The sequence below is a fragment of the Pseudomonas sp. HD6515 genome, assembly GCF_024971855.1.
Lineage (GTDB): Bacteria > Pseudomonadota > Gammaproteobacteria > Pseudomonadales > Pseudomonadaceae > Aquipseudomonas > Aquipseudomonas alloputida.
In genome coordinates, this window is record NZ_CP079828.1 from 109,616 (window position 1) to 135,882 (window position 26,267).

Sequence of the window (26,267 nt, forward strand, 5' to 3'; positions counted from 1 at the left end):
ATCACAGTCGATCTTGAGCATCCCGGTTTTCTTGACTTCCAGTAGTAGGGATGACCCGCGGCCCCCGCGGTGCCGCATCTGCCGAAGTTGAACCGAGGGCGAGCCCCGCCCCCCCACGAACACGGAGAAGCGCTTCGTATGGAACTGAAACTCGGTACCTGGGCCTGTGCGGCCCTCTTACTGCTGGGCTTGTCGAGCCAGACACTGGCAGATTCAAAAACTCCCGCCGAGACTGTTGAAACCATTTACATCGGTGGGGCCCTGGGGAAGACGATCATAAAAGCGTGTATCGGCGATCAGCTGTACCTGATTACACGGCAATCGAATGGCCCATCAGGAATCACCCCCTCGCTGCATGAAGGCAAGCCTGAACGTTGCCAAGTGAAGGCTGCTGAGCCGGTGCCGAAAAGCAGGTAATCCAACCCTGCACGCCATGCGTGGCCATCGCCGCTACCCTAAGGCCGTGCAAAGTACCGCGTCCTCCTTGGAGGCGCTGAGCTACATCCCGAACCACGATAGAGCTATAGAGAATGAAACAGAACGGCAAATATGGGGCGTGCACCGGGCTTGGCAAACGCTCCAATCCCATACATAGCGAGACTTGCACTGGCCGCAGCAAAAGAGTCGGCGGTCCGAGTGGGGATCGCGTGCCACGGGTGCTTGTGTTGCTGTTGCTGTCCTTAGTGGTCGTCAGGGTCATAGTCGGCAGCGCCACATTCGAGCACATCTGGCTTGGCCTTTCAGCGGCGCTTTTCGGCGGACTGATAATGATGAACGTGAGGATCCTCGTCCGCTGGATCTGCTTTGGTGAGGCCCATGTTCGGGCATGGCTAGCTCAGTCAAGCGGGCGCGGGCATGCCGTACTCTTTGCTACAGGAGCTCTGATCGCAGTGGGCGTCTACTACCACTTCTGACTGATTCGAAGAGCCTTCGCCGACAGTACTTACCTTACGGCATGTGACCAGTTTCTCCGATGGCGTTCGACGTCTGGGCCTTGGGAATGGCAGCGGTAGGTGTGGCTGCCTAGCCTGGCACCTCGTGTGCTCCCTGCGACACACAAACAGATAGCGGGCCGACAGTACTAGGGGCTCAATGCGGCGCGTCACGGTGCAGTCAGAACTGGGTCGTTCAACTGTCAGGTGTGAAACGCAGTCGTCAGGGACAAAGGCGGGCTTTCTCATACGCCTGATAGTGGGCCTCAAGAAAGAGGATTCGAGGCTTGGGGCTGAGAGCGAAAAGGCGCTTCCCATGATAGGCCTGGTACCCGGCATCGTTCACTGAGCTTGCCACCTCGACAGTGAGTGAACGCGGATTGATCGTCACCAGGTGCGCGTCGAACAGCCGGTGCAGGTCGACTCTGAGCAGCAGGCCGTTGGTGACGTCGTTCGTTTGATCCCCGCGATAGGGAATGATGTGAGCCGCCTCGAGCAGGGTGTCGACCGTGCACCCGGTGATGCAGCACTCCGCACCGTATCGCTCCAGCATCGCTGTCCGAAAATTCCCCTGCCCAGGCCGGATAACTGCGACCTGGGAGCGCACAGCCCTCCGATCAACCGTGAGTAAGGCCAGCTCCGCTGCAGGAGCAGCTGCAGGCGCTTGCGCCTGAACCTCCGAAGGCAGGACATCCTCCAATTCAAGAACCAACTCGTGCTGGAGCATCCGGCGGTAGCTGGGTTTCTCAGGTGCCTCTGCGGTCAGCGATCGGAGTATCGCCAATGTCTCGGCCGCGGCTTCCAACGATGCGAAACTTTCCGGCCGGTTGTCCCAGGCCTTTCTGAGTTCATCCACGGTGAGCTCGCTCACGGCCGCCAGCGTGAGCCCTGCTGCGTCGCTGTTCGCCGCGTCAGGGACATGCACCGGCGCCACTGTTGCTTCTTCCTGATCCGTCAGCTCTTCCTGGTCCGCGACCGCGAAGATGGCCACGACCTCTGGATGACTAATGTAGGCGCTGGCGCCGGCGTAATATTCGTCAATGCCCTCCAGCACCCTGACCAGCGCATACATCTCCGCCGCCGCTTCCTTCGATCCGCAGCTTTGCGAGCGGCACGCCCACGCCTGCACCAGGTCATCAGTGGTGAATTCAAGAAGGTCTTCGACCTGGAGGGCGTACAGATGCCACGGTGGATCATCGTCAAGGGCGGCGGAGAACTTGCCGGCTGAATACGGCGCCAAATGATGAGAAATCGAAATGCCATCGACGGTTACCAAGCCATCGCGGTCTTCAGCCATATAGGTGATGAACTCGTGAACGTGCCGATACCAACTACGGTACCCGACCAACGTAGTGCGCGAATTACCCGGTTTGGATATTTTTCGGCCGGGCTTGGCCCGTGGCCGGCTGGCCGGTGTTCTCACGGTGGTCCGTCACTCATGTAATGGCAGCCCAAAGTATACCGTAACGCACCACCAGATTTTGTCAGCACGGAGGCCTCAAACCAACGCTCAGGACCAGGCACACTCAAGGCGCTTGAGCTAGCGCAAAGTTTCGTAACCACTCTCGGATTGCCAGGTGCACTACAAGGTCTCCTCGGGTACGCTCGTCACCCTGGAAAGTTGCCCTCTACCCCATCGTCCCACTCAAGAAACCGTGGCCGAGGTCGTAAAAGGAATTTAACTCACACGGACGCTGAACCGAGGATCCCTAATGGCGAGCTTTACCCCAGGTCGTGAATACCACTTTACCCTCTCCGACGGGCGCAACCTTGTCCTTCGCTTTGTTGGCCTTGGGCAGCACATGCGCCCAATATGGCAGGACGTTGCAACCGGCACCGAGATCGAGCTTCCTCCCTACCGCAGTTTCAGACCGGTCTAGCAACCAGGCGCGTCGGAATCTCCAGGCGCCGGAGGTGGGTTGCGCTTTCAGCGGTCCGTGCGAGGCTTCCCCTTGATTGTGACCAAGGGAAAATCGCGATGCTGACTTACAAAAGCGCCATGTCCACCTACCGAGCACTGCTCGAGCAAAACCCAGGTAAAGCGCTGCGCCTCGACAAAGAGGACGGCGGCGAGGCCGTGGCGATCATCGACGGCGACTTGTGCTGCCTGCCGCTCAATCCCGACAACACTGTTGATCCCAACAAGGTCACTGACCTTATGCAAGAGGCATGGTGCGACGGCGGCTGGCACGGGGCTCACGCCGAAACACAGGATGCCATCGACAACCCGATCTTCATCGACATCAGCACCGTGATCTGGGGCGGTTCGGACAGCTGATACCTACCACGGTGAAGATACCATTCAGTGGCCAGGCATCCACTTGCGAAGGCCGGCAGTCCAAACGTGCTTTCAACACCCACTCCGAGGTAAACAATGCCCTTACGTTCACAACAAGCCTGGTGCCTCGTTGTCGCAATCTGCACCGTGGTGTTCTACATTTTGCTGTCTGCCTATACCGCAGACTTGGCGAACCCCCGGCCCATTTTTTGGGGCATTCTTCTTAGCTACGGTTACCGCGTGTATTCCTCCGTGCGCTATGACCTTCACGCGCAGTCAGCCAAGGAAGTGGGCCTACTTTCAATTGCAGCAATGACTGCTGTAGCCCTGGCGATGTTTCTTCGTCCGCTGGCACTCCAAGCGGTGTTTGCCTTCGAACGCGACCCTGAAGCGACAGAGGTCGTCGCTGCGTTCAAGGAGTACTTCGTGGTCGTGCACAACCCTGTATTTGGTATCCCTGCCTTTTTCATCGGGTTCTACATGGCAACGATCAGAGTACTGCGCATGCTTGGGAAGCGATTACCGATTCTCGCCTTCCCGCGAAGTACCTTTGAGATGTATGGGGCCTACTATGCGGCGGCTCATCCGCTGTTATCAGACGAGGCTCAAGACGCCATTCACTCCCGCGCCAGGCGCATCCTGGCGCAGACCGAAGGCTTCTACAAAGGCCCGTCCCCAAACAAGCTCCTCTAGACTGCCGGAAGCCGGCGTTGCGGTTTCAGGAGTGCATGGCAGCCTGTGCTCGCAGCGGCATTTGCAAGTAGCTGCTGCAGCGGTACTTGGCTTTGATTCTGAAGGGTACGAACCATGGCAAACATGAAATGGGTCCGCAAAAACTATGGCGTGCCGGCCAAACGCGGCATGCGGGTCCTGTACACCGGCTGCGGCAAGCGGGAGTACGGTACGATCCGCAGCGCTGCGAGCGGTGGCCACCTCAACATTCAGCTCGACGGTGTGCGCCACACCATGCCGTTTCACCCAACCTGGGAGCTGCACTATCAGCCTGACGAGCTCGCCCAAGCTGCGGGGGCGGGGACGCCGACATGACCGGCCGCACCCTGTTCACTGCAACCGAGGGTGGTGATCAACTGCGCATCGAGTTGCACAATCGAAGCCACTTGCCGTTCACTCTTACCTGCAGCACGCGCCATAACGGCAGCCCCGCCTGGCTGGAATTGCCCCGACGCTACGCCAGCGCTCGCGGTGCCAAACTGGCCGCTACCAGCATCATTGGCAGCGGAATCAACTGGCACGCAGTACCTGCGCAACCAGCAATAGGAGAAGGGAAATGAGGATTCTTGGACGGCCAGTGGATTGGTAGCACTGAAATCTGATTACTGGGAAAACCTGCAGATTCGGCAAGCTTATGCCGAATCCGGGTGCCGTAGACCAGCGGCAGCCCACAATCTGTTACTTCATGACTCACGGGGGAGCACTCAATGTCAGCGCAATTACCTTTTCAAGTTCATATCTCGCTCAACGTGTATGGCACGAGCCCTGAACACGTCCAGCAGGCACTCAAAGAAGCCTGCGACGAACTGCTTCAAGGAAGCACCGAAAGCAACGCCGTAAGGGCTGACCAGAAGGCCGGGTTCACTTTCAAGCCGAATGAATGCCGCGGGACACGCTTGATCTCACGCTTGATCAAGTCTGCTATCTGCTTTTCACACACCACCAGCAACTCGAGGGCTTCGAACGCATCGCAGGCGTCCCAGATCGAATCGAAAGCGGCGAGCCACTGCCAACGGGTTGCGAGCCGATAAGCACCCGACCGTTCAACAGCATTGAGCGCCGCCTGCAGGGCCTGCGGCCAATTCGATGCGGAAGCAAGGGCAGCGTTGAGCGCTGGATTGCGGCGTAGCCGCCAGAGTGGACAAATGACCATGGCAGCTGAGAAGCCAAGGGTACGAGTAGCAATCGCGTTCGCGCCTAACTTTGCGTCAGGCCTGCTCCAGAATACAGAAGCGAGCCATCAACAGCCCGGCACCACCTTGACCGAAGCAGAGATCACGATTGTCCAGGAGGAGTTGGAGCGGATCAGTCAGCGCCTTCAGGCGACGGTCAATCAAGATGCCCTCGCTTTGGCATAGGCAGCTGGCCAGACAATTGCTACTACCGCCTGTTGTGCGATGGGCAAAAACGATGAAAATTGCTGGTACCGCCTAACACCAGGCCATGCGCTGGGCTTATGCGTTAGAAAGGCGCGGCTTTCGCGCCAAGACAAGGAAATAATCAATGGTAGCGAAAAAGGAATGTTACTGGTTGAGACACCAGTGGGTGGACAGTGGCGGGGGCGTGGCGGATGTCTATGAGCGTAACCAACATTGCTCTCGATGCGATACCACACGGGTATACCGTGATGGGGTAACGGTCGATGAGCCCGGCAAGTTGAAGTACGTCGTGCTGATTGGCGGTGCGATCATGTTAGCCATAGGAGCTCTATCCATGGCCTACGGCACGCACTAGCGTGGCCTGGATATGGGCTGCGCCTGGTCAAGGCAAACAACGGCCGCCTCCAGCAGCTGGCCGCGCCGATCAGCATCAGCTGACGCCCGGCTGCACCAGGTGGCGCAGTTCGTAATGATTGCCGAGGGCACTCACCAGATTTGCGTGGGTGCCCGGCCTTAGCTAGTCGCTGTTCAACTGGCCGGCAGATAGCTTAGCGGCCTCCCCTTCCCAGTATTCACGGTTGAGACGCTCTGCGTCGGTCTCCGATACCAGATGCTGCCAGCGCTGCTGTTCGACTTCTTGCTCTCCAGTTCGTAAGTCGCGGGTGAGGGTGACGCCGGCGGCGGCGAAGCGCTTTCGCACTTTGGCCCAGAAGCCGTGCGACCTCATGACCTCGTACAGCGGCGTTAATGGCAGTTGATTCCGTGACCATAAAAGCCACAATGCCACCTGGCCGAAGCCTCGTCCTTGGTACCTCGAATTGATCTCGATATCGTAAATGTAGAGGCGATCCTGCAGCGGGCTGAAGCCATACCAGACCCTCCCAATGTGCTCGCCCTGATGCTGGATGGCCGCGTCGATATCCGGGCCTGGGAAACAGAAATTGCCGCGTACGGGCTCACTGCGATCGATGACCAGTTGCAATGCCCTCGCCTGGACATCCAACAGGGCTCCCTGACGGCGCTGGAAGAAGTCGCGAATCGGGTCGAAGGTCATCTGGTCACTCATGACGAAGGGCCTTTGCAGGGTCAGACCGCGCGGTTGATGTAACGCTCTGGCTCAACATGATCGGAACCAAACCGCTCCACCGCCAAGAACCACCAGTTCCCTTTGCGCTTTCCAGGACCCGATGCCCTGACTTCACCGGCCTCGAGGCCACGGGGCTTCTGATACACCACCTGGTCACCGACTACCAGAACCTTGGCCGGGAGACGCTCCACCAGGTAGCTGTTGCCAGCGGGGTCGCTCATCGCGATCCAAAGCCGTTCGCCGCAGGTCAGGCAGGTCCAAGTGCTCGCGTTGACCGCGCTGCGATCGAGACCGCTCGTAGCGCAGCCGGCACAGCTGTAACTTTGGTCATACAGATCGGCGATGCGAAACGACATAGATTGCCATCCTTGGGTGATTGTAACGGCGAGCACTTTATCAGCTGCGAAAGCCACGGGGCACCTTCAGCACCTAACCTATTGCAGGTAGTATTTGCTGCCCTACTCCACCCCCAGAACCCTATGACTGAAGAACTAAAGGCCACAAACCCAGCCGGTGCCCACCCGCTCCAGGCAGTGATCGATGAGCTGATGGCTGCCGAGGTTCGCGTCACTGGGTGCGAGAACGCCTACAAGCTGCTGTACAAGCTCTGCAAGCTCAAGGGCATGCAGATGAACGGCTCCGCGGGTACGGCCGCGGGGAATGGCGGTATCAGTAAGACAAAGGTGGTGACCCAGGCCCGTCAACTGCTCAAGGAATACCTGTCCACCGGGCTCATCGTTTTGCCCGCCCACATCAAGGGGAAAGGCTCAGAGCACAAGTACAAGCACGATGGGGATCCCGAGGCGGGCAGAAACTTCAACCGTGAGGGATGGCGGGCACCTCTCCCGCCTAAGCCGAAGCGAACGAAGCCCGCAAAGGACCAGTCTCTCGGCGGAATCCAGTCCGGCCAAAAGCAGGCCCGCAAGACCCTCGCCAACGTCCGCAAGATGGCAACCATCGAGGCTTACGCCAAGGAGCACAGCTGCACAATCACCCAGGCGATGATCGCGCTAATGTGATCGGGCGTACCAAGACCGCTAACTAATCGCCGGCAGCGCTTTTGGTTTCAATAGCCTCGTCGATCTCACGCCCCATCTCGTCGACGCTCACTCCCGTCATTTCCGCGACCCTGCCTGCGTAGTAGCCCCAACGCTGCGCATCATAGTAGAGAGCAGAGAGCGCTACAGTCGTAAGCGTCCGGTTAAGTCACCTTGACGCAAGGTCTAGGAGATAGCCCCGAGAGCGTAAGCATTGGCCAAATCTTCAACCAGTTTTTGGACGTGACGCGGTCTTGATAGATAGCATTTTTATCCGTAGCGAACCTTCCTGCTGGCCGGATTATCAAGTCAAAAAGATCATCAAAGCCCAACGGCGCAGCGATTTCATATGTGCCGTCCTCCCGCAGTCTTATCGCTAGTGCTGTGGCAGTTTCTGGCCAGTAACGCATTGCATCGGTCGCCGACTGATAGGGCTCATCGCCGTTCTGAACATGCATTCTCGCTTGGTTTTTCACAGACCACAGTACGTTCGGGTCTAGGTCTCTGAGGGCTGCCTCTAGGGCTTCATCTTGCTCGGGTGTGCAACGTGTGGCATCAAACCAGATGACATCAACGTCTGTTGAGACCGTAGATGAGCTGCGACCGTGCAGATGATCCCAAACCGCGTTTCGGACGAAACCTGCTCCTATCCAGCAGTCGGGCAAGTTCAAGGAGCGCACTATTTCGAGCATCCTACGCCGAATGGGGTCATCCGAAATGATTGCTTGGATTGTCGAGCTATTGTCCACTTGGAAGATCACCCCGTTGAAGCTAGGCCTGCACCCACTGATGCGGCAGCAGCTGCCCAATCTCACTTGCCCGCTGTGTCGGCAGAAGCCGCGTCAGCACATCTTTGAGATAGGCATACGGATCATGCCCGTTCATGCGCGCCGACTGGATCAAACTCATGATCGCAGCCGCTCGTTTACCACTGCGCAGCGACCCGGCAAACAACCAGTTCGAGCGCCCGAGTGCCCATGGCCGTATCTGGTTCTCGACTTGGTTGTTGTCGATGGGCACAGCCCCATCGTCCAGGTAGCGCGTCATCGCTACCCAGCGTTTCAGGCTGTAATCGAGGGCTTTAGCTGTGGCTGAGCCGTTGGGCACCAGGTCGCGCTGAGCCAACATCCAGTCATGCAGTGTTTTGCTGATCGGTACCGCCAGTTCCTGACGTATTCGCCAACGATCTTCATCACTCATGTCCCGCGCCTGGCGTTCGATCTCGTACAAGCCGCTTATCGAGTGCAGCGCTTGTTGGGCCAACTGACTTTTGTTCGCAACATGCAGATCGAAAAACTTGCGGCGGGTGTGGGCCATGCAGCCGATTTCAGTGATGCCTTGCTCAAAACCAGCTTTGTAGCCAGCGAAGTCATCGCAGACCAACTTGCCGTTCCAGTCGCCCAGGAAGTTGCGCGCATGTTCGCCCGCACGGCTTGGGCTGAAGTCGTATACCACGGCTTTGAACGCCGAAAACGGCGTGCTGCTGTAGGCCCAGACGTAGGCCCGATGGGTTTTCTTCTCGCCTGGCGCAAGCATTTGAACCGGTGTTTCGTCAGCGTGAATCACGCCCTGCTTCAGCACCGCTTCTCGCAGAGCATCGACCAGCGGCTGGAGTCGCACTCCGGTCTGTCCGACCCACTGGGCCAAGGTCGAACGAGCAATTGCCAGCCCGGCGCGGCCGAAGATGTTCTCCTGCCGATAGAGCGGCAAGTGATCAGCAAACTTGGCCACCATGACGTGGGCCAGCAAGCCTGCGGTCGGAATACCTTTGTCGATAACCTGCGCCGGCACCGGCGCCTGAGTCAGAGTTTCGCACTGACGGCAGGCCCATTTGCCACGCACATGTTGCTCGACCGTGAACACGCCTGGCGTGTAATCCAGCTTTTCGCTGACATCTTCGCCGATGCGCTGAAGTTGGCAGCCACAGGCACAACACTGGGTGCTTTCTGGCTCGTGACGAATCACCGTGCGTGGAAACTGTGGCGGCAATGGGGCACGTTTCGGCGATTGCCGTGGCTCGGCCTGTGACGAAGCGGGAAGAAGCTGTTTCAGCTCGGCCTCGATCGCTTCAAGGTCTGTATCGAGCAGGTCATCCAGCAAGCTGCCTTGCGCCGGGCTGATTTGCTCGCTGCGCTTGGCAAACTTGTGGCGTTTGAGCAGGGCGATTTCGAACTTGAACTGTTCGATGAGGATCTCATCGTTCTGGATCTTCCTGCTCATCGCCTCGACCTAGGACTGCAACTGCAACGCCTGTGCCGCCAAGGCACGAAGCTGTTCCGGAGTCATCTGGTCGAGGTTGGGCGAGAAAGTCATGCCGCCGATTGTGCCAGAGCAGGCGCAGAACGACGACAAGCAGACCGGCCAAATGGCCGGCGGTTACAGCATGCTGATCACACCGCCTGCGCCGACGCGCTGCCACGGCAGGCCCAGCACCAAAGCCTGGAGTTGTTCGCTGTCGAGTTCGACCTCGCAGCCATGGCGAATGCCGGGCCAGTGGAACTTGCCTTGATTCAGCCGCCGCGCTGCAAGCCAGACGCCCACGCCGTCATGCACCAGCACTTTCATTCGATTAGCCCGGCGATTGGCGAACAGATAAGCGCAGTGCGGCTTCGCCGCACCGAACACCGCGATCACTCGGGCCAATGCCGTTTCGGTGCCGGCGCGCATGTCCATCGGCTCGGTGGCCAGCCAGATCGCATCGATGCGGATCATTGAGCGACAGCCCGAATGAATTGTGCGCAGCCCTCAGGATCCGAGGCTGGCCATTTCACAGTTATCAATTGCCCGGCCATGGGCACCTCAATGATCACTGACGAATCGGCTGGCCGTTTAGGTGCGGCCTTTAACGGAACAAATGCCGGTAGCGAGGTTGCTGCGGGCTGGTCTCGAAAGAGCGGCATCCATTTGCGGATGACGTTGGCATTGATGCCGTGGCTGATGGCGACACTGGACACCGTTGCGCCAGGTTGCAGGCATTCCCGCACGACTTGGGCTTTAAATGGTTTCGGATAAGAGCTTCGTTGGCGCATGGAAATCCTGGCGATAAGGGTGATCGCGTCCGCTTAAAAATACGCGGACACCATCGCCCTTAATGCTGGAGTTCGGAAGGTGAGTTCGCCGGACGCTTACCTACAGTCTGCAGAAGCCGTTCACGCTCGAAACTGGGACGCGTACTCCAGAAGCCGCTGGTTCAGTTCATCTCGATTCTCGCCATAGTGAGCTTCTCGATGACAATTCGGGCATAGCGCTACGCAGTTGTAGAATCGATCCGACACGTCGGCACCTAGCACGTGGTGGACGTCCAGGAAGCCAGGAAATGATCGACTTTCAGTGCATCGCTCACAGCGGTACCGAGCTCGTTCCAGAACCGCCAGTCGTACCTTAGGGTCTCGTTTCACGTGAGACCTAACGGTGCTCACCCTCTCCCCCAAGTCACGGCCTAACGCTGAATAGTCCGGCATCGGGCAATCGTCGAAGGTGTCGTCCGGGTCATGTGATTTCAGGTGGAACCCAACCAGCTTGGCGAGATCGACAACACCTGGCCATTGCCACAACACATCCGCGACCTGGTGGGTATCCGGCATCCGATCATCCTGAAGCCACAGAGTTGGACTTTTCCCGTTCTGGGCATGGTTCTTCGTGATGCTTCCTTTCAGCCCCCTGCGTAGGAGCTCATCGCTCACCTCTCGCTGCCGATTCCAGATCGGATGCAACGCACCTATCGGGATGAGGGCCGCATAAACCACGGTCTCGCCGTCACGCTGAAATAGCAAATTGTGGGTGATGCCCTGGGCGAGGTCTCTGTCCTTCACATATTCCAAGGTGGCGTCCCAGCCACCAGGCCGAAGACTTGCAGTCAACTGCGCCGCAGAATACTTCTGCTCATTCTGGTTGCGACCATCACGCCGCCAGCACAGGCGCACCCGAGCTTTAACGTCATCACCATCAGGGGTGTGGAAAGACACAATCTGCTGGAATGCTGCGCCAGTGGGGATCAGGCGAGCTTCGGTCACCACGAAGCCGCAGGCTTCCAGGAATGGCCGCACAGTTGCGCGGGAGCGCTGTTCAGCCGCGAGGCTTTCTGAGCCTCGGAACTGACGGGGTGATGACTTGGACAACGATACTCTCCAACAGACACCTTGATTGGCACTACTTCATGGTCCGACTTCCTAGCTGCTCGGGCCGTTGGTTGATACAAGCTGCTCCAGGGCAGACCGGGGCCCGCTGGCGAGCACCGACAAACGAAGCGTTGAGCTTGTGTGCGTCTCTTCCATGCCGCGCAGCTTCCCAAGGCGGTAGCCGCAGTTGAACACCATGCACGTCAGCAGCAGGCCACCTACCACATACAGAGTCGTCTCGATTGCCATACCGGTTTCCTATAATTCCAAGCTGCCAGCCAAAAGTGACAGCAGATTGTCTTTTTCGGCAATGTCGTTCGGCTGCGATTTGACGATTTTCTTCAGGACTGCGCGATGCTCGGGCGATCTGCTAACCACTTCTTGAGCATGTTTTCTCGTGTTGCTCAAAACAGCTTCACGCCGAAGCGCTTCACGGCCCCGCGCCCAGCAGGCAAGACGATGTGCCCAGTTCCGATAATGGGTCCTCACCAACGCCATTTTGTATGCAGCTACAGCGCTGCTAACCTCGCCTTCGACTGGATCGGTGGGGGCTCGCAATATAGTTTGACACAGAGCCCACTGAAATTCGCGGCCTCCAGCGATAAGGCCTACCGCTGCGATCGAATCATAGTTTGACACAAGCAGATGCCCCATCGAAAAAAGGCACCCCGTTGCGCGGAATATAGTTTGACACAACCAGCGACAAGCCCGCTCAAAGCGACCTCACCTGTGGCCATGTACCGCACGCCAAGTCGCCCCATCGCCGTTCGGTAGCGTGGTGATCATTGAATAGGCCTGTGGGTGTACGATGGCACAGGTGAACCCTTCGAGACCCCTCATGGCCCAATCAGCGCGCACGACGGTCAAATGTCAGGACCCTGGTGATGGCTCGGGGGATGTGATCGTGGAGTTACCCCCAGACATCCTGAAAGAGCTGAGCCTTGCCGTGGGCGACAAGCTCAGCATCGAGATTGTCGACAGCGTGATCGTGCTGAGGCCAATCCGTGATCCTAATCCAGGCTAACCGCTGACTGTGCCTGACCGGTCTCAGCCAAAGCAGTTTGTGCACGGTCTTCAACCATCTCGACCAATTCAAAGTGTTTGGGGACTCGCGCTTCAGCCAGTCACTCGGCACGAAATGGTGATTCAGGTGCACAATAGTGCTCTGACCATCACCAAATGCACAGAGCATCACGTTCATCTCAGTCTCGTCACCTGCCATCGCCGACGGCACGAACACCCCACCGCCGTCACTTACGCCGAAGGATCGTCGCCACTCGGAGAAACGCTTTCCATCTGAGACCAGTGAGCTCATCGGCCCGGAAAACCTCTCAGGGCTTGGTGTTCGAGCTGACCTTCCAAGAGGCAGACGATGGCGGTGCGTCGAACAAGGTCACCATGCGCTACAGCTATGACCTCAACCGACACCTGGTGCTTGTGGAACAAAAAGTCGCGGCCAAGCGATTCAGCGTTCAATGGGATCGTGCAATCGCCGTCCAAGAGCGGTTGGGCAAGCTTGAAGCACTGCTCTCTGAGCGACTGCCTCAGGAAAGGTCGCCGCGATCCTTTCAACCATGCCCCAAGACTACATGGCGCTCGCTCCTCGCCTGAAGTTAGTCGCCTAACCCGCCTCCCCCTCACTGCGGCTGCTCATCATCCAGCCATGATCTCGCCGCAGTGGATCTGCTCGATGCGCCGATAGGTCTCATACAGAGAGATCAGGTCTCCTTGGGCCATGATCTCCAGAGCAGTTCGCCCTTCAAAGAAAGGGTTGGCATTCCTGAAGCTTGGAAAGCCCCTCACGTTGTCCTGGTTGCTGAATGCAGCCCTCAAAGAACCGTGGATACCGATGACAAGCCCGATCCGCTGCTGCTGATCGAGGTCTAGCCTGCGCCCACACTCCCGTCCCTGCGCAGCGCGACGGAACGTCGACGGGGAAATCCGCAGGATTCTGCAGGCTTGCCCTGGAGTTGCTCGCCAGGATTTGATGATTCGAAGCGCGACCTTCAGACCGACCGAACACTGCTCCCCGGTAAGGCACTGACTGATGACCATGGCCTCAACTCCTACACTTTTTCTTAGCTTACTGCTGAACATGAACCCGATCAAAGTCACGGACTCATGTGCAGAATAGAAAGTGCTCAACTCACGATTTTTAGTTACGCCTTGTCTGGCTTATTGCGGTAGTACGCATTACCACCGAGGACCACATTAAAACCTGGAGGTCCCTGCCAGTCTCGAAATACACCCGTCGACTTGAGTAAGGCCTCAGGATCTACTCCATTCTTTTCGAAAGCATCTAAATCCCATTCAAATAAACTGACGATCGCTTGAAAAGCTGAAAAAGGGACGGTAGAGACAGCTCTAAGACTTCCGCCGCCTATTGGAAGCTTAAGTTTCGTCATATCGTCAATGGCACAAATTATCCTCCTGAGTCGAAAGTGCCAAACAGATTCAAGCAGCGATTCGGCCTGCTGAGCGGCAAGAGGAAATCTGCGCTTACGTATTAGTGCATCCCCCGGCAAGGAAACAGGAAGTAGTTTTTGCAGATTACTAAAATTGACGCGCTTCTGGCCCCTGGAAATTTGATACATGTCCTCCGCCCCCTTCAACAGGATGGCGACAAATGCGCTGTCTCGGGAATCAGTGGCATCCTCGGCCTCAGTGGGTGCTGGGGTTGGCGTGGTGAGCTTGCGCAGCAGCCAAGGTTTATCGTTCTCGTAAAGCCACTTGGTGGCCTTATAGGCGTTGCTCCAGAGGTACTCCAGGCTTGCATGCCCTCGAATTGCCAGCAGGGTTTCGACTTTCTGACGGAACTGCGCCTCTTTGCCGGGTTTTGGCTTTTCATCCAGAGCACGTAGCCTGACACCTGCCACACCCTGAAGAATATGCTCCTTCTTCAGCGCATGCTCAAACTCTTCAGCGCTACCAAACAGGTGCTGCGCAATGATCAAATGCCGAGAAAGGGGCATGTCCACCTGATCTTTGTGCTGAGTAAACCTTATCCACTGGTTGTATTTCCCTGCTGCATAGGCATTATCCATCTGCGAAAGGGATTCATCACCATATTTATCACGAATACTGTCGAACAGCTTCGCGGTGCCTGTAAACTTTCCATGTACGAACCCTCGTTTCTTGCACTGCCTAATATACGTCGAACAAAGAGTCTCACTGCTTTGCGGTGGGATATTGCGCTGGAGGAGTTCATGTGCAAACTCTGCAAATTTCCTTTCGTGATGAGCGCCCTTGCTCACAACCGCCGGACTGAGCACGCTCCAACCGCATACACAGGGCTCTGAGAGAACCGGCAGCAACCGAAGCTTTCGGAAGAACGGCAGGGAGCATTTCGGGCATGCATGCATCAGGGAATCGCCATGACGCCAGCAGACGTACACACCTGGCAAATGGTGTGACCGATGCCAATACGCATACCCCAACTCAAGAAAGTCCTGCTCTACGCACGAGCGGCAAAGCTTTGCCTTGCCATGGACCGTTATCTCTCGGCGAGGAACGCGGGCAACCCCAGAGAAACTGAGCCCTGGATTGCCGGCTTCCGCTCCTTGGCTTACGCCCAGAAACGGCCTATAGGCGGGAAAGGTAGTATTCGTGCTGACGAGATCATCCAGATTCCTCGCCGTTTCACCAGGCAATCTGGCAGCGAGCACGTCAATTTGCTTGGGTAACATGCCTACGTTGAAAGGCTCCGAGCCAAACAGATCGCGGAAAGTCTCCCTAGCGGTTCTGTTACCTGAAAGGAAGTGATAGCGCGTGATGCGGGAATGCAGCATCTCGTCCGGCATAGACATAGGAAAAAACAGAAGATCAGACATCAGTTACCGACTTACAAGGTAGGGCTCGGAAAGGACGCACATCCAGTGATCGGCCTACTTGTAACACACTCAATCCTGTATCAGGGTCAGGACTTTTGAAAATTTACACAAAGAATGACGGCATATAGCCACTACACTTTCACATTTCCTCAACAGATATCTCATCATATATCTATCCGATACTGATCACGTATACATCAGGTATTCCGGGGGCTGGAGGGTGATCCAGCACGTTAGAATACCCTCACACTTTCTCGCAAAAAGTACGCTTCCATAAACGTCCAATTTTCTCCATCTGGCCAGGTCAATTTCCGGCCGGTTTGACGAATGCGAGGGCGGTGGCCACGTCACTTGGTGACGGCCGCTGACGCGCAGCAGCGCCGCCGGCGTCTGGTCTCTCATCCTTCGGTGCCGGCCAACGTGTACCAAAGCCGCGTACCAGGTATCGGTTGGTGCGGTCGAACTCATACTCGCTGTGAAACTCACCTGGGCGGAACGAGACCAGCCGTATGTCATAGAGCCGCGTGACAGCATCACCGATCGGACTTACAAACATGTAATTCCCGGATCACGTGGATGACAGCTCCCAGTCGGTAAGCTTCACTCATGTCTTCATGGAGTAACAGAAATGAACACCGCTAAAAGCATTGCCGCCCTCATGCTCGTAATCGTCTCCTCATCCGCTTTAGCTGAAGGAGGATCTGATCGCTTACACGGAAAGATGATTCAGGCAAATGAGCAAGCAATGCGTGCCTACGCCGCTGCCAATGGAAAAAAACCACCTGAAGTGATCCATTATCGCTACGGAATGAAACTGGATGTGGCGAGAGTTATCAGTATGACTTCGCTCAAAGGTAGCTGCGACGTGATGCCGACACAGATGAATTACGAGGACTCAACAGGTGAGTTGAAAATCCTCGAATATCGCTCTGCTGGAATTAACTGTAGAGGTCAAAACTGACCGAAGGGACAGGGTAAGTCTTGGAGTCCATCGCCTTGGCTTTGCTTTCAGCGACGGGAGGTTGGGCATTTTGCGTTTGAGCTACTCGGTACGATTCCATCGAATTATTCCTGGCCACTTCCATGCGTGCGAAAGTCCGGTCACCACCGCCTTCAGCCATAGCCAAAGAAGAGACGGTCAGAGCCGCGATGACGAACAAGGTTTTGATAGGGTTCATTTGGGGGACCTCGGATGATTATTGGTAACCCCTGAATCCACATCAATCGTTGACTCTTGGGGGGTGAGCTTGAGGCTCAATAGGACTATAAGACTCATCCCCTGTCAGGAAGCTTAGGCCAATATTACAGTTGTGTCAGGTTGCGATATTTCTCTTGACATACAGAGTGATTAGTCCGTAAGGTCTAAGCTATCCAACGACACATAACCTCCATCCACCATCTAAAATTTACCTGTGCGGTGTTGTAAGTTTCCGGTCACTGCACGATGGCGTGGCGTTTTTGAGTTTTCGCTGAAATCATACCTCGACTCGGACGCACTACGTTAAGCACTTGAGTGTTCGATAGGTGGGAATTAAATGGCAGCGTAACTATAGGTGGCCACCGGTGAGTATCAATTTTGAAAAAGCGCTTGGCTCCGCAGAAAGAGCATTACTTTTTCGCAGCCAACGAGCTGAGGTACTTAGCAATAATATCGCTAATGCCGACACTCCTAACTTTAAGGCCAGAGACTTGGACTTTTCTGCTGTACTGGCTAGCCAAACAAAAGGAGGTTTGGCTACTCCGTTCTCTTTAAAAACAACAAACCCAAAACATATTGCCGTAAACGAATTAGTAAGTGATATTCACGGCGGTGCTTTGCTTTACAGTACGCCGAACCAACCTTCCATTGATCAAAATACTGTGGATCAACAGGTCGAGGTCGCAAAGTATACGGAAAATGAAATTCATTTCGAAACCGCCTTTACTAGATTAAATGGAGCATTTAAGGGGCTACTTAAAGCTCTGCGAGGTGAATAATAAACTTTACCCAGCGAGGGAATCAGCGCCTCAGGCGCTGATTTGGGAAGGGAAACCGAGTGCTTCGACAGTTTTACGGACCTGCTCTGGTTTTTCGCTGCTTTCAACGCTTACCTTACCTGCCGCGCGATCCACGGAAATCATAGCCTCGCTGTCCAGTGACTGAATTGCTTTGGTGATTTTGCTGACGCAGCTACCGCAACCAATGCCTGATAAGTTTAAGACGAACATGGTTATTCCTCTTGTGCTGAGCGGTCTATTTTCACCGCAACAACAGGATCAACGTTGACACGACGGTAAGGTCAAGAGTTATGTATAGCGGGCTGCGAGCATCGGTTACGCTCAATCAATTCGGGTATTCCTCAGCCTCAAAGCATTGAAAACTACAGACGCAGAACTGACGCTCATGGCTAACGCAGCAATCATTGGAGACAGAAGGTGCCCCGTCAGTGGATAGAGCAGGCCTGCGGCGAGGGGAATACCCATTGAGTTGTAAAGGAAGGCGAACCCCAAGTTTTGCCGCATGTTTTTTACCGTTGCAACCGAAAGTGCCCGTGCCCGTAAAATCCCCATCAGGTCGCCTTTTACCAGCGTGAGCTGCGCGCTATTCATCGCGACGTCAGTCCCTGTACCCATGGCAATGCCCACATCTGCTCGCGCCAAGGCCGGTGCGTCGTTGATACCGTCGCCGGCCATGGCAACCTTTCGACCGGATTGCTGGAGGTCCGCCACCAGGCGCTCTTTGTCCTGAGGTTTCACTTCACCATGAACCTCTTCAATACCCATCTCCTTGGCGACAGCACGTGCGGTGGTGAGCCCGTCTCCCGTGGCCATGATGATTTTTACGTTATCAGCCTTAAGCTTGGTGACTGCTTCTTTAGAGGTCGGTTTTATCGGGTCTGAGACCGCCAGTAATCCTGCCAAGACCCCGTCAACTGCTAGATAGATGATGCTGATGCCTTCAAGGCGCAACAACTCTGCACGGTCTTGTAAGACCTTTGTGCTCACGCCGGCAGCTTCCATCAGTGCAGTGTTGCCCAGCTGTACTTTCTTGCCATCAACGAGGCCACTGACTCCGATCCCCGATCCGGACTCAAACGATTCAGGCTTGGTGAGCGCAACATTTTCAGTTCGGGCGTGATCGACGATGGCATGAGCTAAAGGATGTTCGCTGCCTTGATCAAGGCTAGCGGCCAGTTGAAGCACATCGTGTGAGTTGAAATCGGGTGTGGCCTCCACACTGTGAAATACCGGCCGTCCCTCTGTCAGGGTCCCCGTTTTATCGACAATCAGTGTGTCGATCTTGCAAAGGTTTTCAATGGCACTGGCATCCCTGAACAGCACACCCATACTGGCGGCTTTACCTGTCGAAACCATGATCGACATGGGCGTTGCGAGACCCAGTGCACAGGGGCAAGCGATGATAAGTACGGCAACAGCGTTTATCAGGCCGAAGACCCAGCTGGGTTCCGGACCGAATAGCCCCCAGCCTAAGAGTGTCAGCAACGCAATCGCGATAACCCCCATCACAAAGTAGCCGGCAATCGAGTCGGCCATTCGTTGCATTGGCGCCTTGGAGCGTTGGGCTAGAGCGACCATTTGTACTATCTGCGACAGCATGGTGTCGGCGCCGACCTTTTGCGCCTTCATCACCAAGCTTCCATGAGTATTAAGCGTGGCGCCGATCAAACTATCCCCTGCTCTTTTCATTACCGGCACAGGTTCACCAGTGAGCATGGATTCATCCACCGCACTTTCTCCCTCGAGTACAGAGCCATCAACTGGCACTTTTTCACCAGGTCTGACCCGCAAATGGTCTCCCAAGTGAACATGGGTAAGAGGAATGTCTTCCTCCTGACCATCAGCGTTGATCTTGCGTGCAGTTTTGGGAGAAAGGCCTAGAAGGGACTTAATGGCGGCGGAGGTTTGTGAACGTGCTTTGAGCTCAAGAATTTGCCCAAGCAAGGTGAGCGAGATGATGACCGCAGCGGCTTCGAAGTAGACGCCGATGCGTCCATCTTGCATGAAGGTGGTGGGAAAACTTTGGGGAAATAGGGTTGCCGCGATGCTGTAAAGATACGCTGCGGCAGTACCCAAACCTATCAGTGTCCACATATTTGGACTGCGATTTCTAACAGCTGCTATGGCCCTTACAAAAAAGGGCCAACCTGCCCATAAGGTGACCGGCGTCGCAAGAGCAAACTCGATCCAGTTTTGAACCGAACCATGGAAGAGTTGTAATGAATGGCCCGCCATGGCTAGAACGGTCACTATCACGGTTAAAGGCAGAGACCACCAAAAGCGGCGCGTGAAATCACGGAGCTCGGTTTTGTCAACGTCATCAAGCGCGGGCATGACCGGCTCTAATGTCATGCCACATTTAGGGCAATTGCCGGGCCCTGGCTGTCTTATTTCCGGGTGCATAGGACAGGTAAACTCAGTGGCTACCTGTAGCGCGGGCTCTATAGCGGCGCTGCTGGGTTCAGCGCTGGGATGATTACCAATGTAGCGTTCTGGATCTGCCCGAAATTTCTCTTGGCATTTCTGGCTACAAAATTGATACGTCTGTCCTTGGTAAGACTCGCCAAATTTACTTGGAGGTGTAACCGCCATACCGCACACCGGGTCACGTAGATCACCGTCATGGGGCGAGGCAGCGTGGGCGGGACCGTGATCGTGGTGGCTCGGTGTAGTGGGCATAGCTATTTCTCTTCCTTGTTGGTTCCTGCCTGATCGCCATGGGCATGTCCGCCATGTCCATGCCCAAAAAAATGCATCAATGGACAGATCAACAGGATGAGGTAGGGCAAATACGGATAAACGTGGGTGAAATGTTCCCGCACCCCGTAAAAGGCACCGATCGCAACGAGCATGATCAGTACAACGCCTGTTTTGCGCCTCCAAAATGGTGGGGAGGTGCCTCCAGCCGGATGCTGATGGTTATCCATGATCTAGACCCGTTTGTGAGCGTGTTGCTCTGATCTCTGCCTCAGAGCATAGCGAACTCTTGCGTCGACGCGGTTTTAACGGTCGGTTCAGGCTTACTTCAAGTCAAATTGACCGACCATCCCCGACTGGTAATGACCTGGCACGTTGCAGGCAAATTGAAGTCCAGTTGTGTTGTTGAAGGTCCAGATCAACTCCTTGGTTGCCCCTGGCTCGATCAGCACGCTATTCGGGTCGTTGTGTTCCATTCCAACCATCTTCATGCCTCCCATGCTATGGCCCATATTGCCCGACATTTTTCCAGTTCCGGTGGGTGTAAGCGTTCCATTCTGGAACATGCTCGCCATTTCTTTTTGGTGCGCCGCGTGAGCAGCGGCTTGGCCGATATTGAACTCGTGCAGCAACGCCCCTTTGTTGTGAAGTACAAAGCGAACCGTTTCACCGGGCTTTACGTCGACGCTTTTAGTTTTGAAGAAAATATCACCCATCTCCACATCAACCGTGCGAGTGACCTCTGAGGCGACTCCAGGCTGACCGATATCCTCTTTCCCATGACCTACGCTGGCCATCGCCGTAGCGCCGAGGAGTAGGGTGATTGCCGCAATAACTGGACTAATGAGCTTAGTTTTCATGGTGACCTCGAGAGCAAGTGGAAAACACTAGCTATGCTAAGGAATCTCCGAACAAGCCTTCAGTTATGCGAGAATCCCCGCAACACCTGATCCGAGCCGCCCATGAGCCAGATGAGCTTTTCCGACTTTGAGTACGCCGGCAAGCGCAAGCAAACCCGCCGAGAGCGCTTCCTCGCCGAAATGGATCAGGTGGTGCCCTGGGCAGGCCTGCTGGAGCTGATCGAACCGTTCTACCCCAAGGCCGGCGGCGGTAGAAAACCCTATCCTCTGGAAACCATGCTGCGCATCCATCTGTTGCAGAACTGGTTCTCCCTGAGCGACCCGGCCATGGAGGAAGCGCTCTACGAAATCACGCCCATGCGCCAGTTCGCACGCCTGACGCTGAGCGCGCCAATCCCCGAAGACACCACGATCATGAACTTCCGGCACTTGCTGGAGAAGCATCAGCTCGCACCGGCAATCCTTGCGGTCATCAATGGTTATCTGCAGGAAAAAGGCCTGTCGCTGCGCCAAGGCACCATCGTCGATGCCACCATTATTCATGCCCCCAGCTCGACCAAAAATAAAGAAGGCAAGCGTGATCCCGAGATGCACCAGACCAAGAAAGGCGGTCAGTATTTCTTCGGGATGAAGGCGCACATCGGTGCCGATGTCGAGTCCGGCCTGGTGCATCACGTCCATGGCACCGCTGCCAATGTGGCCGATGTCACGCAGGTGGCTGAACTGCTGCATGGCGAAGAAAACGCCGTGTATGCAGATGCCGGTTACACCGGTGTCGAAAGGCGCGAAGAGCATGAAAATCGGGGGGTGATCTGGCAGATTGCAGCGCGTCGCAGCACCTATTCCAAGCTGAACCAGCGCAGCGTACTGTACAAAGCCAAGCGCAAGATCGAGTTCTGCAAGGCTCAGACACGGGCCAAGGTCGAGCATCCGTTTCGCGTGATCAAGCGGCAGTTTGGTTACGTGAAAATACGTTTTCGTGGGCTGATGAAAAACACGGCTCAGTTGACCACGCTGTTCGCCCTGGCAAACCTGTGGAGGGTTCGAAAACAGCTCATGGGTATGGGTGAGGTTCGCGTTTAACACGGAGAACCGGTCGAAAAAGCTCTCCGTACATGATTTTTCGGTCACTTTTCGTCCAATGACGCTGTAGGTGCCTGGAAAATTGCAACTTGCCGCGGCTGCACGACAAGTTGATCGGAGCATCCCTAAAGGGATAGAGCTGCCCGTTAACTGACTTGAACACTACATTTCTGTCAGTTTTCCTGAGAAAACACGGCGCCCAGATGACGCCGTGTCTAGCGGAGCGTTTCAAAGAGCCCCGTCGGAGGTATTCGGTTACTGATGGTTCTCAGAAAGCATCAGTTTGTGCTCGCGCTGCATTTGGTTCAAAACGTCATCAACCATGGCGTCGTGTTTTTCCATCCAGGCGAGGTGCTGCTGAGGTGACATTGATGCGTTTGGGTGATCTTGATGGAGCTGGCTCATGATTTCGCCCAGCATTTTCATATGCTCGGCCATGTGTACATGGCGCTGTCCTTCAGGGGCTTTTTCAGCTTGTACCAAGGTTGCTTCTGCTTTGTCGCGCAGGCTCTCCATACGCTCCGCGATCCGGTCTGCGCCACCTTCAGCCAACGCAAAAGACGAGACAAATATCGAGCTCACAAAGAAAAGGACTTTTAGGCGATTCATAGGACAGCTCCTTATGGATTTACTTTCCGGCTCCCTTAGGGATGCTCCGATCAACTTGTCGTGCAGCCGCGGCAAGTTGCAATTTTCCAGGCACCTACAGCGTCATTGGACGAAAAGTGACCGAAAAATCATGTACGGAGAGCTTTTTCGACCGGTTCTCCGTGTTAAACGCGAACCTCACCCATACCCATGAGCTGTTTTCGAACCCTCCACAGGTTTGCCAGGGCGAACAGCGTGGTCAACTGAGCCGTGTTTTTCATCAGCCCACGAAAACGTACTTTCACGTAACCAAACTGCCGCTTGATCACGCGAAACGGATGCTCGACCTTGGCCCGTGTCTGAGCCTTGCAGAACTCGATCTTGCGCTTGGCTTTGTACAGTACGCTGCGCTGGTTCAGCTTGGAATAGGTGCTGCGACGCGCTGCAATCTGCCAGATCACCCCCCGATTTTCATGCTCTTCGCGCCTTTCGACACCGGTGTAACCGGCATCTGCATACACGGCGTTTTCTTCGCCATGCAGCAGTTCAGCCACCTGCGTGACATCGGCCACATTGGCAGCGGTGCCATGGACGTGATGCACCAGGCCGGACTCGACATCGGCACCGATGTGCGCCTTCATCCCGAAGAAATACTGACCGCCTTTCTTGGTCTGGTGCATCTCGGGATCACGCTTGCCTTCTTTATTTTTGGTCGAGCTGGGGGCATGAATAATGGTGGCATCGACGATGGTGCCTTGGCGCAGCGACAGGCCTTTTTCCTGCAGATAACCATTGATGACCGCAAGGATTGCCGGTGCGAGCTGATGCTTCTCCAGCAAGTGCCGGAAGTTCATGATCGTGGTGTCTTCGGGGATTGGCGCGCTCAGCGTCAGGCGTGCGAACTGGCGCATGGGCGTGATTTCGTAGAGCGCTTCTTCCATGGCCGGGTCGCTCAGGGAGAACCAGTTCTGCAACAGATGGATGCGCAGCATGGTTTCCAGAGGATAGGGTTTTCTACCGCCGCCGGCCTTGGGGTAGAACGGTTCGATCAGCTCCAGCAGGCCTGCCCAGGGCACCACCTGATCCATTTCGGCGAGGAAGCGCTCTCGGCGGGTCTGCTTGCGCTTGCCGGCGTACTCAAAGTCGGAAAAGCTCATCTGGCTCATGGGCGGCTCGGATCAGGTGTTGCGGGGATTCTCGCATAACTGAAGGCTTGTTCGGAGATTCCTTAGGTTTCATTCTGAAGAGTCGGTCGAGCACCAGGGCGTACTCATGTTTGAACCCTAGACAGCGCTCGCTGACAACTACCTGAAGCCAATATTACTTTTCTGTCAGTTGCTTGTTGGCAGAAGCATTTCGTTGCAGACTCAGCCTCACAATTATTTGAGAGCCACCCCCATGAGACTTCTGGTTGCGGAAGACGAACCCAAAATAGGTATCTATTTGCAGCAAGGACTCACTGAGGCGGGGTTCAATGTTGATCGCTTTACCAATGGCCAGGACGCGCTTCAGCACGCTTTGAGCGAGGCGTATGGCCTGCTGATTCTTGATGTGATGATGCCTGGGCTGGATGGCTGGGAAGTACTTCAGAAAGTGCGTGCATCCGGGAAAGATGTTCCGGTGCTCTTCCTCACGGCGCGAGACCGCGTTGAGGACCGAGTAAAAGGGCTTGAACTGGGGGCCGACGATTATCTGATTAAACCCTTTGCCTTTCCTGAGCTGCTGGCACGCGTTCGAACGTTGTTGCGTCGCGGCACTAGTGCGCCCTCACAAACCTATATGAAATTGGCTGATCTGGAGGTGGACCTACTTAAGCGTAGGGTTATTCGAGGAGGCAAGCGCATAGATCTGACAGCGAAAGAGTTTGCGTTGCTCGAACTGCTGCTTCGTCGTCGAGGTGAGGTTCTGCCCAAGTCACTTATTGCATCCCAAGTTTGGGACATGAACTTCGACAGTGATACCAACGTTATTGAGGTCGCGGTCAGAAGGCTCAGAGCAAAGATTGATGATGATTTTGAGTTCAAGCTGATCCACACCTCTCGGGGAATGGGTTACATGTTGGACGCACCGGACTCGGGGTCGGAATGAAGCGAATGTCACTGACTACCCGCATGAGCCTAATGTTCATGATTGCTGTAACGGCTGTGCTCTGCACCATCCAGATTGAGCGGGCAGCTTTCCATGAGAGCGTCCCGTCGCCCTCGCACTGATCGGCCGTTGATCAGCAAGCCAACACATCACCCTCATGGCTGAGGGTGGTGTCGTAGAAGACACGCGGTGAGGAATGGCGTAAACGGCAGGAGGCCTTCGATAGGGGGGGGTGAATGACTTCGCCTCCCCATGTCCACAATCTCCAGAAGGTTCAGCGATGGCTTCGATCATCACGAGGTACCTACTCACTGCCGGAATAGTGATTCTCGTATCAGAGCTGGCAAAGCGCAGTGACAAGCTGGGCGGGCTCGCCGCCGCCCTGCCGCTGGTCACGGTCCTGACGCTGGTCTGGCTCTATCCGGACAACCAGAGCATGGAGAAGATCTCCAATCATGCTTGGTACACTTTCTGGTACGTGCTGCCGCCCCTGCCGATGTTCATCGATTTTCCAGTGCTGCTTCCCAAGCTGGGATTCTGGCCAACACTTATCAGCAGCATCGACATCACAATAGCCAGTTTCGGAGGCTTCGCCATACTGCTGCGCCGGTTCGGCATTGAGCTTCTATGATCCGGCGGCCGCAGGCATCATCTTTATACGTCTTAACGGCTGTTAATGCACTCGCCCTTCACTAGGTAGCGAACCATGTGCAGCTCGCCTTTCGAGTCTTCGTAGGTCATCATACTTCTTACATTACCGCAGTACCGCACGCTGGGAGATACATACACTAACTTACCAACGTCAAGGTCCATGCCGTAGGCATAGTCTTCAAGTTGAGGCATGGGCTTTTTTACGCGCTGAGCATAATCCGCAGTAGCCTCTCTAGCAGAGCGCTCAATGCGTTGGTTTATTTCCATACCGCTTTGTGCATTGGCTGTTAGTGATGTGAAGAGCATAAACACGGCGATCGCTGATACAGTAGTGTTCATAAAAAGTCCCTTAATAAAAAGGGTAAGCGGATTAAATGGTTGATCTTACCTTTGCATGAGAGTGAGACAGACCGGCATCTCATCGGATTATCTGGTTGATGCTTCACCTACTGCTGGTGCATGTTTCCTTCGCTAATTCCAGCAAGAACCCCACACGCCTCAACTTCCCGGTCATCGTTGCAACTCGCTCTCAGTGAAACGAGTTGTTTCTCAAGCGCTTGCAGAGCGGTTATCTGCGACCGCACATGAGAGATGTGATCATCGAGCAAGGCGTTGACGGCGGTACAAGGCTGATGAGGGTCGTCCTGATAGCTCTGTAGTTCGTGAATCTCAGCCAGTGACAGGCCCAGGATTCTGCAGCGACGGATGAAAGCCAGCCCCTCACCATGCTTCTCGGTATAGACACGGTAACCGTTGTCCTGCCGATCAGGCGGCGGCAACAAGCCCTGCTGTTCATAGAAGCGGATCGTCTGTGTTTCGACCCCTACCAACTGCGCCAACTGACCAATGCGCATCAGCCTCCTCCCCAACGGATTCTTTACTCTATTGACCTTATAGTAGCTTTATAGT

General features: G+C 55.5%; 33 protein-coding genes and 1 pseudogene. 13 read left to right on the top strand and 21 right to left on the bottom strand.

Annotated elements, in window-relative coordinates; translation table 11 throughout:
• The first annotated feature begins 138 nt into the window (after positions 1-138).
• On the top strand, positions 139-417 hold the full coding sequence (locus tag KW568_RS29525; protein ID WP_004575528.1) for a hypothetical protein: 279 nt from the start codon (positions 139-141) through the stop codon (positions 415-417).
• 738 nt (positions 418-1,155) lie between these two features.
• Here KW568_RS29525 and KW568_RS29530 read toward each other — a convergent pair.
• Positions 1,156-2,229, bottom strand: a complete 1,074-nt coding sequence (locus KW568_RS29530; protein ID WP_004575526.1) for an HNH endonuclease — start codon at positions 2,227-2,229, stop codon at positions 1,156-1,158.
• A 681-nt stretch (positions 2,230-2,910) separates the two neighbouring features.
• Between KW568_RS29530 and KW568_RS29535 the strand changes: the two genes are divergently transcribed.
• The 4 genes from KW568_RS29535 (at position 2,911) to KW568_RS29550 (ending at position 4,502) form a co-directional block, all read left to right on the top strand.
• On the top strand, positions 2,911-3,210 hold the full coding sequence (locus KW568_RS29535) for a hypothetical protein (protein ID WP_004575525.1): 300 nt from the start codon (positions 2,911-2,913) through the stop codon (positions 3,208-3,210).
• 96 nt (positions 3,211-3,306) lie between these two features.
• Entirely contained in the window at positions 3,307-3,903 is a 597-nt protein-coding gene (locus KW568_RS29540) for a hypothetical protein (protein WP_004575524.1), read from the top strand.
• Positions 3,904-4,017: 114 nt separating this feature from the next.
• A complete protein-coding gene (locus tag KW568_RS29545; protein ID WP_004575523.1) occupies positions 4,018-4,257 on the top strand; it encodes a hypothetical protein in 240 nt (79 codons plus the stop codon).
• Positions 4,254-4,502 carry a hypothetical protein gene (locus KW568_RS29550; RefSeq protein WP_004575522.1) on the top strand — a complete coding sequence of 83 codons (249 nt, stop codon included), beginning with the start codon at positions 4,254-4,256 and terminating at the stop codon, positions 4,500-4,502. Before KW568_RS29545 ends, KW568_RS29550 begins: the two co-directional genes overlap by 4 nt.
• 251 nt (positions 4,503-4,753) lie before the next feature.
• On the opposite strand, the gene KW568_RS29555 is transcribed toward KW568_RS29550, so the two are convergent.
• Positions 4,754-5,095 (bottom strand): hypothetical protein, encoded by a 342-nt coding sequence (locus KW568_RS29555; protein ID WP_004575521.1) that lies wholly within the window; start codon positions 5,093-5,095, stop codon positions 4,754-4,756.
• Between KW568_RS29555 and KW568_RS29560 the strand changes: the two genes are divergently transcribed.
• Positions 5,088-5,300 (top strand): hypothetical protein, encoded by a 213-nt coding sequence (locus KW568_RS29560; RefSeq protein ID WP_016487018.1) that lies wholly within the window; start codon positions 5,088-5,090, stop codon positions 5,298-5,300. The two genes, KW568_RS29555 and KW568_RS29560, sit on opposite strands and share 8 nt — an antisense overlap.
• 538 nt (positions 5,301-5,838) lie before the next feature.
• Here the strand turns inward: KW568_RS29560 and KW568_RS29565 are convergent.
• Both KW568_RS29565 and KW568_RS29570 read right to left on the bottom strand, forming a co-directional pair.
• On the bottom strand, positions 5,839-6,387 hold the full coding sequence (locus KW568_RS29565) for an N-acetyltransferase (protein ID WP_004575518.1): 549 nt from the start codon (positions 6,385-6,387) through the stop codon (positions 5,839-5,841).
• A 20-nt stretch (positions 6,388-6,407) separates the two neighbouring features.
• Positions 6,408-6,764 carry a hypothetical protein gene (locus tag KW568_RS29570; RefSeq protein ID WP_004575517.1) on the bottom strand — a complete coding sequence of 119 codons (357 nt, stop codon included), beginning with the start codon at positions 6,762-6,764 and terminating at the stop codon, positions 6,408-6,410.
• A gap of 123 nt (positions 6,765-6,887) precedes the next feature.
• On the opposite strand from KW568_RS29570, the gene KW568_RS29575 reads away from it, so the two are divergent.
• Positions 6,888-7,427 (top strand): hypothetical protein, encoded by a 540-nt coding sequence (locus tag KW568_RS29575; RefSeq protein WP_004575516.1) that lies wholly within the window; start codon positions 6,888-6,890, stop codon positions 7,425-7,427.
• 182 nt (positions 7,428-7,609) lie between these two features.
• Here KW568_RS29575 and KW568_RS29580 read toward each other — a convergent pair whose 3' ends face one another.
• The 6 genes and pseudogenes from KW568_RS29580 to KW568_RS29605 all read right to left on the bottom strand — a co-directional run bounded on the left by KW568_RS29580 (position 7,610) and on the right by KW568_RS29605 (position 11,812).
• Complete coding sequence (locus KW568_RS29580; protein ID WP_080634931.1) at positions 7,610-8,194, bottom strand: nucleotidyltransferase family protein; 585 nt, start codon at positions 8,192-8,194, stop codon at positions 7,610-7,612.
• A gap of 22 nt (positions 8,195-8,216) precedes the next feature.
• Positions 8,217-9,758: pseudogene (tnpC, locus tag KW568_RS29585) on the bottom strand (IS66 family transposase).
• A gap of 63 nt (positions 9,759-9,821) precedes the next feature.
• Positions 9,822-10,157, bottom strand: coding sequence for an IS66 family insertion sequence element accessory protein TnpB (tnpB, locus tag KW568_RS29590; protein WP_004575513.1), 336 nt, complete (start codon positions 10,155-10,157; stop codon positions 9,822-9,824).
• Entirely contained in the window at positions 10,154-10,474 is a 321-nt protein-coding gene (gene tnpA, locus KW568_RS29595) for an IS66-like element accessory protein TnpA (protein WP_004575512.1), read from the bottom strand. Before tnpA ends, tnpB begins: the two co-directional genes overlap by 4 nt.
• 120 nt (positions 10,475-10,594) lie before the next feature.
• Entirely contained in the window at positions 10,595-11,563 is a 969-nt protein-coding gene (locus tag KW568_RS29600) for an HNH endonuclease signature motif containing protein (protein ID WP_232435431.1), read from the bottom strand.
• Positions 11,564-11,614: 51 nt separating this feature from the next.
• Positions 11,615-11,812 (bottom strand): hypothetical protein, encoded by a 198-nt coding sequence (locus KW568_RS29605; protein ID WP_004575510.1) that lies wholly within the window; start codon positions 11,810-11,812, stop codon positions 11,615-11,617.
• Between the two features lie 589 nt (positions 11,813-12,401).
• Between KW568_RS29605 and KW568_RS29610 the strand changes: the two genes are divergently transcribed.
• The gene (locus KW568_RS29610) at positions 12,402-12,587 is read left to right on the top strand and encodes an AbrB/MazE/SpoVT family DNA-binding domain-containing protein (RefSeq protein WP_154670346.1); all 186 of its coding nucleotides are present in this window, start codon (positions 12,402-12,404) and stop codon (positions 12,585-12,587) included.
• A gap of 629 nt (positions 12,588-13,216) precedes the next feature.
• On the opposite strand, the gene KW568_RS29615 is transcribed toward KW568_RS29610, so the two are convergent.
• Together KW568_RS29615 and KW568_RS29620 are read right to left on the bottom strand one after the other, a co-directional pair.
• Positions 13,217-13,618: an antitoxin Xre-like helix-turn-helix domain-containing protein gene (locus KW568_RS29615; RefSeq protein WP_004575506.1), complete on the bottom strand. Its 402-nt coding sequence runs from the start codon at positions 13,616-13,618 to the stop codon at positions 13,217-13,219.
• 104 nt (positions 13,619-13,722) lie between these two features.
• A complete protein-coding gene (locus tag KW568_RS29620) occupies positions 13,723-15,393 on the bottom strand; it encodes a TnsD family Tn7-like transposition protein (RefSeq protein ID WP_080634930.1) in 1,671 nt (556 codons plus the stop codon).
• Between the two features lie 628 nt (positions 15,394-16,021).
• On the opposite strand from KW568_RS29620, the gene KW568_RS29625 reads away from it, so the two are divergent.
• Positions 16,022-16,354: a DUF2790 domain-containing protein gene (locus KW568_RS29625; RefSeq protein WP_004575503.1), complete on the top strand. Its 333-nt coding sequence runs from the start codon at positions 16,022-16,024 to the stop codon at positions 16,352-16,354.
• Here KW568_RS29625 and KW568_RS29630 read toward each other — a convergent pair.
• On the bottom strand, positions 16,332-16,571 hold the full coding sequence (locus tag KW568_RS29630) for a co-regulatory protein PtrA N-terminal domain-containing protein (protein ID WP_080634929.1): 240 nt from the start codon (positions 16,569-16,571) through the stop codon (positions 16,332-16,334). The two genes, KW568_RS29625 and KW568_RS29630, sit on opposite strands and share 23 nt — an antisense overlap.
• 385 nt (positions 16,572-16,956) lie before the next feature.
• Between KW568_RS29630 and flgB the strand changes: the two genes are divergently transcribed.
• The gene (gene flgB, locus KW568_RS29635) at positions 16,957-17,370 is read left to right on the top strand and encodes a flagellar basal body rod protein FlgB (protein WP_004575502.1); all 414 of its coding nucleotides are present in this window, start codon (positions 16,957-16,959) and stop codon (positions 17,368-17,370) included.
• A 30-nt stretch (positions 17,371-17,400) separates the two neighbouring features.
• Here the strand turns inward: flgB and KW568_RS29640 are convergent, their stop codons facing one another.
• From KW568_RS29640 to KW568_RS29655, 4 genes are all read right to left on the bottom strand, one after another.
• Complete coding sequence (locus tag KW568_RS29640; protein ID WP_004575501.1) at positions 17,401-17,601, bottom strand: heavy-metal-associated domain-containing protein; 201 nt, start codon at positions 17,599-17,601, stop codon at positions 17,401-17,403.
• A 111-nt stretch (positions 17,602-17,712) separates the two neighbouring features.
• Positions 17,713-20,070, bottom strand: coding sequence for a heavy metal translocating P-type ATPase (locus KW568_RS29645; RefSeq protein WP_080641049.1), 2,358 nt, complete (start codon positions 20,068-20,070; stop codon positions 17,713-17,715).
• Between the two features lie 2 nt (positions 20,071-20,072).
• Entirely contained in the window at positions 20,073-20,318 is a 246-nt protein-coding gene (locus tag KW568_RS29650; protein ID WP_004575499.1) for a DUF2933 domain-containing protein, read from the bottom strand.
• A gap of 93 nt (positions 20,319-20,411) precedes the next feature.
• Positions 20,412-20,948 (bottom strand): plastocyanin/azurin family copper-binding protein, encoded by a 537-nt coding sequence (locus KW568_RS29655; protein ID WP_004575498.1) that lies wholly within the window; start codon positions 20,946-20,948, stop codon positions 20,412-20,414.
• 102 nt (positions 20,949-21,050) lie between these two features.
• On the opposite strand from KW568_RS29655, the gene KW568_RS29660 reads away from it, so the two are divergent.
• Positions 21,051-22,031 (top strand): IS5-like element ISPa41 family transposase, encoded by a 981-nt coding sequence (locus tag KW568_RS29660; protein WP_003117291.1) that lies wholly within the window; start codon positions 21,051-21,053, stop codon positions 22,029-22,031.
• A gap of 255 nt (positions 22,032-22,286) precedes the next feature.
• Here KW568_RS29660 and KW568_RS29665 read toward each other — a convergent pair whose 3' ends face one another.
• Together KW568_RS29665 and KW568_RS29670 are read right to left on the bottom strand one after the other, a co-directional pair.
• The gene (locus tag KW568_RS29665; protein WP_004575497.1) at positions 22,287-22,640 is read right to left on the bottom strand and encodes a co-regulatory protein PtrA N-terminal domain-containing protein; all 354 of its coding nucleotides are present in this window, start codon (positions 22,638-22,640) and stop codon (positions 22,287-22,289) included.
• Between the two features lie 164 nt (positions 22,641-22,804).
• Positions 22,805-23,785, bottom strand: coding sequence for an IS5-like element ISPa41 family transposase (locus tag KW568_RS29670; RefSeq protein WP_014003920.1), 981 nt, complete (start codon positions 23,783-23,785; stop codon positions 22,805-22,807).
• A 232-nt stretch (positions 23,786-24,017) separates the two neighbouring features.
• Here KW568_RS29670 and KW568_RS29675 point away from each other — a divergent pair, with 232 nt between their 5' ends.
• Positions 24,018-24,707 (top strand): heavy metal response regulator transcription factor, encoded by a 690-nt coding sequence (locus tag KW568_RS29675; RefSeq protein ID WP_004574648.1) that lies wholly within the window; start codon positions 24,018-24,020, stop codon positions 24,705-24,707.
• A gap of 280 nt (positions 24,708-24,987) precedes the next feature.
• Positions 24,988-25,338: a DUF3147 family protein gene (locus KW568_RS29680; protein ID WP_004574646.1), complete on the top strand. Its 351-nt coding sequence runs from the start codon at positions 24,988-24,990 to the stop codon at positions 25,336-25,338.
• A 32-nt stretch (positions 25,339-25,370) separates the two neighbouring features.
• Here the strand turns inward: KW568_RS29680 and KW568_RS29685 are convergent, their stop codons facing one another.
• Both KW568_RS29685 and cadR read right to left on the bottom strand, forming a co-directional pair.
• Positions 25,371-25,697, bottom strand: coding sequence for a DUF2790 domain-containing protein (locus tag KW568_RS29685; RefSeq protein ID WP_003253458.1), 327 nt, complete (start codon positions 25,695-25,697; stop codon positions 25,371-25,373).
• A gap of 107 nt (positions 25,698-25,804) precedes the next feature.
• Positions 25,805-26,212: a Cd(II)/Pb(II)-responsive transcriptional regulator gene (gene cadR, locus KW568_RS29690; protein ID WP_004364961.1), complete on the bottom strand. Its 408-nt coding sequence runs from the start codon at positions 26,210-26,212 to the stop codon at positions 25,805-25,807.
• Positions 26,213-26,267: the final 55 nt, after the last annotated feature.

Bases quoted from the DNA above. Each gene is read 5' to 3' on its own strand.
- KW568_RS29525 (WP_004575528.1), top strand. From the start codon at position 139: ATGGAACTGAAACTCGGTACCTGGGCCTGTGCGGCCCTCTTACTGCTG.
- KW568_RS29530 (WP_004575526.1), bottom strand. From the start codon at position 2,229: ATGGCTGAAGACCGCGATGGCTTGGTAACCGTCGATGGCATTTCGATT.
- KW568_RS29535 (WP_004575525.1), top strand. From the start codon at position 2,911: ATGCTGACTTACAAAAGCGCCATGTCCACCTACCGAGCACTGCTCGAG.
- KW568_RS29540 (WP_004575524.1), top strand. From the start codon at position 3,307: ATGCCCTTACGTTCACAACAAGCCTGGTGCCTCGTTGTCGCAATCTGC.
- KW568_RS29545 (WP_004575523.1), top strand. From the start codon at position 4,018: ATGGCAAACATGAAATGGGTCCGCAAAAACTATGGCGTGCCGGCCAAA.
- KW568_RS29550 (WP_004575522.1), top strand. From the start codon at position 4,254: ATGACCGGCCGCACCCTGTTCACTGCAACCGAGGGTGGTGATCAACTG.
- KW568_RS29560 (WP_016487018.1), top strand. From the start codon at position 5,088: ATGACCATGGCAGCTGAGAAGCCAAGGGTACGAGTAGCAATCGCGTTC.
- KW568_RS29555 (WP_004575521.1), bottom strand. From the start codon at position 5,095: ATGGTCATTTGTCCACTCTGGCGGCTACGCCGCAATCCAGCGCTCAAC.
- KW568_RS29565 (WP_004575518.1), bottom strand. From the start codon at position 6,387: ATGAGTGACCAGATGACCTTCGACCCGATTCGCGACTTCTTCCAGCGC.
- KW568_RS29570 (WP_004575517.1), bottom strand. From the start codon at position 6,764: ATGTCGTTTCGCATCGCCGATCTGTATGACCAAAGTTACAGCTGTGCC.
- KW568_RS29575 (WP_004575516.1), top strand. From the start codon at position 6,888: ATGACTGAAGAACTAAAGGCCACAAACCCAGCCGGTGCCCACCCGCTC.
- tnpB (WP_004575513.1), bottom strand. From the start codon at position 10,157: ATGATCCGCATCGATGCGATCTGGCTGGCCACCGAGCCGATGGACATG.
- tnpA (WP_004575512.1), bottom strand. From the start codon at position 10,474: ATGCGCCAACGAAGCTCTTATCCGAAACCATTTAAAGCCCAAGTCGTG.
- KW568_RS29605 (WP_004575510.1), bottom strand. From the start codon at position 11,812: ATGGCAATCGAGACGACTCTGTATGTGGTAGGTGGCCTGCTGCTGACG.
- KW568_RS29610 (WP_154670346.1), top strand. From the start codon at position 12,402: ATGGCCCAATCAGCGCGCACGACGGTCAAATGTCAGGACCCTGGTGAT.
- KW568_RS29615 (WP_004575506.1), bottom strand. From the start codon at position 13,618: ATGGTCATCAGTCAGTGCCTTACCGGGGAGCAGTGTTCGGTCGGTCTG.
- KW568_RS29620 (WP_080634930.1), bottom strand. From the start codon at position 15,393: ATGTCTGATCTTCTGTTTTTTCCTATGTCTATGCCGGACGAGATGCTG.
- KW568_RS29625 (WP_004575503.1), top strand. From the start codon at position 16,022: ATGAACACCGCTAAAAGCATTGCCGCCCTCATGCTCGTAATCGTCTCC.
- KW568_RS29630 (WP_080634929.1), bottom strand. From the start codon at position 16,571: ATGAACCCTATCAAAACCTTGTTCGTCATCGCGGCTCTGACCGTCTCT.
- KW568_RS29640 (WP_004575501.1), bottom strand. From the start codon at position 17,601: ATGTTCGTCTTAAACTTATCAGGCATTGGTTGCGGTAGCTGCGTCAGC.
- KW568_RS29645 (WP_080641049.1), bottom strand. From the start codon at position 20,070: ATGCCCACTACACCGAGCCACCACGATCACGGTCCCGCCCACGCTGCC.
- KW568_RS29650 (WP_004575499.1), bottom strand. From the start codon at position 20,318: ATGGATAACCATCAGCATCCGGCTGGAGGCACCTCCCCACCATTTTGG.
- KW568_RS29655 (WP_004575498.1), bottom strand. From the start codon at position 20,948: ATGAAAACTAAGCTCATTAGTCCAGTTATTGCGGCAATCACCCTACTC.
- KW568_RS29660 (WP_003117291.1), top strand. From the start codon at position 21,051: ATGAGCCAGATGAGCTTTTCCGACTTTGAGTACGCCGGCAAGCGCAAG.
- KW568_RS29665 (WP_004575497.1), bottom strand. From the start codon at position 22,640: ATGAATCGCCTAAAAGTCCTTTTCTTTGTGAGCTCGATATTTGTCTCG.
- KW568_RS29670 (WP_014003920.1), bottom strand. From the start codon at position 23,785: ATGAGCCAGATGAGCTTTTCCGACTTTGAGTACGCCGGCAAGCGCAAG.
- KW568_RS29675 (WP_004574648.1), top strand. From the start codon at position 24,018: ATGAGACTTCTGGTTGCGGAAGACGAACCCAAAATAGGTATCTATTTG.
- KW568_RS29680 (WP_004574646.1), top strand. From the start codon at position 24,988: ATGGCTTCGATCATCACGAGGTACCTACTCACTGCCGGAATAGTGATT.
- KW568_RS29685 (WP_003253458.1), bottom strand. From the start codon at position 25,697: ATGAACACTACTGTATCAGCGATCGCCGTGTTTATGCTCTTCACATCA.
- cadR (WP_004364961.1), bottom strand. From the start codon at position 26,212: ATGCGCATTGGTCAGTTGGCGCAGTTGGTAGGGGTCGAAACACAGACG.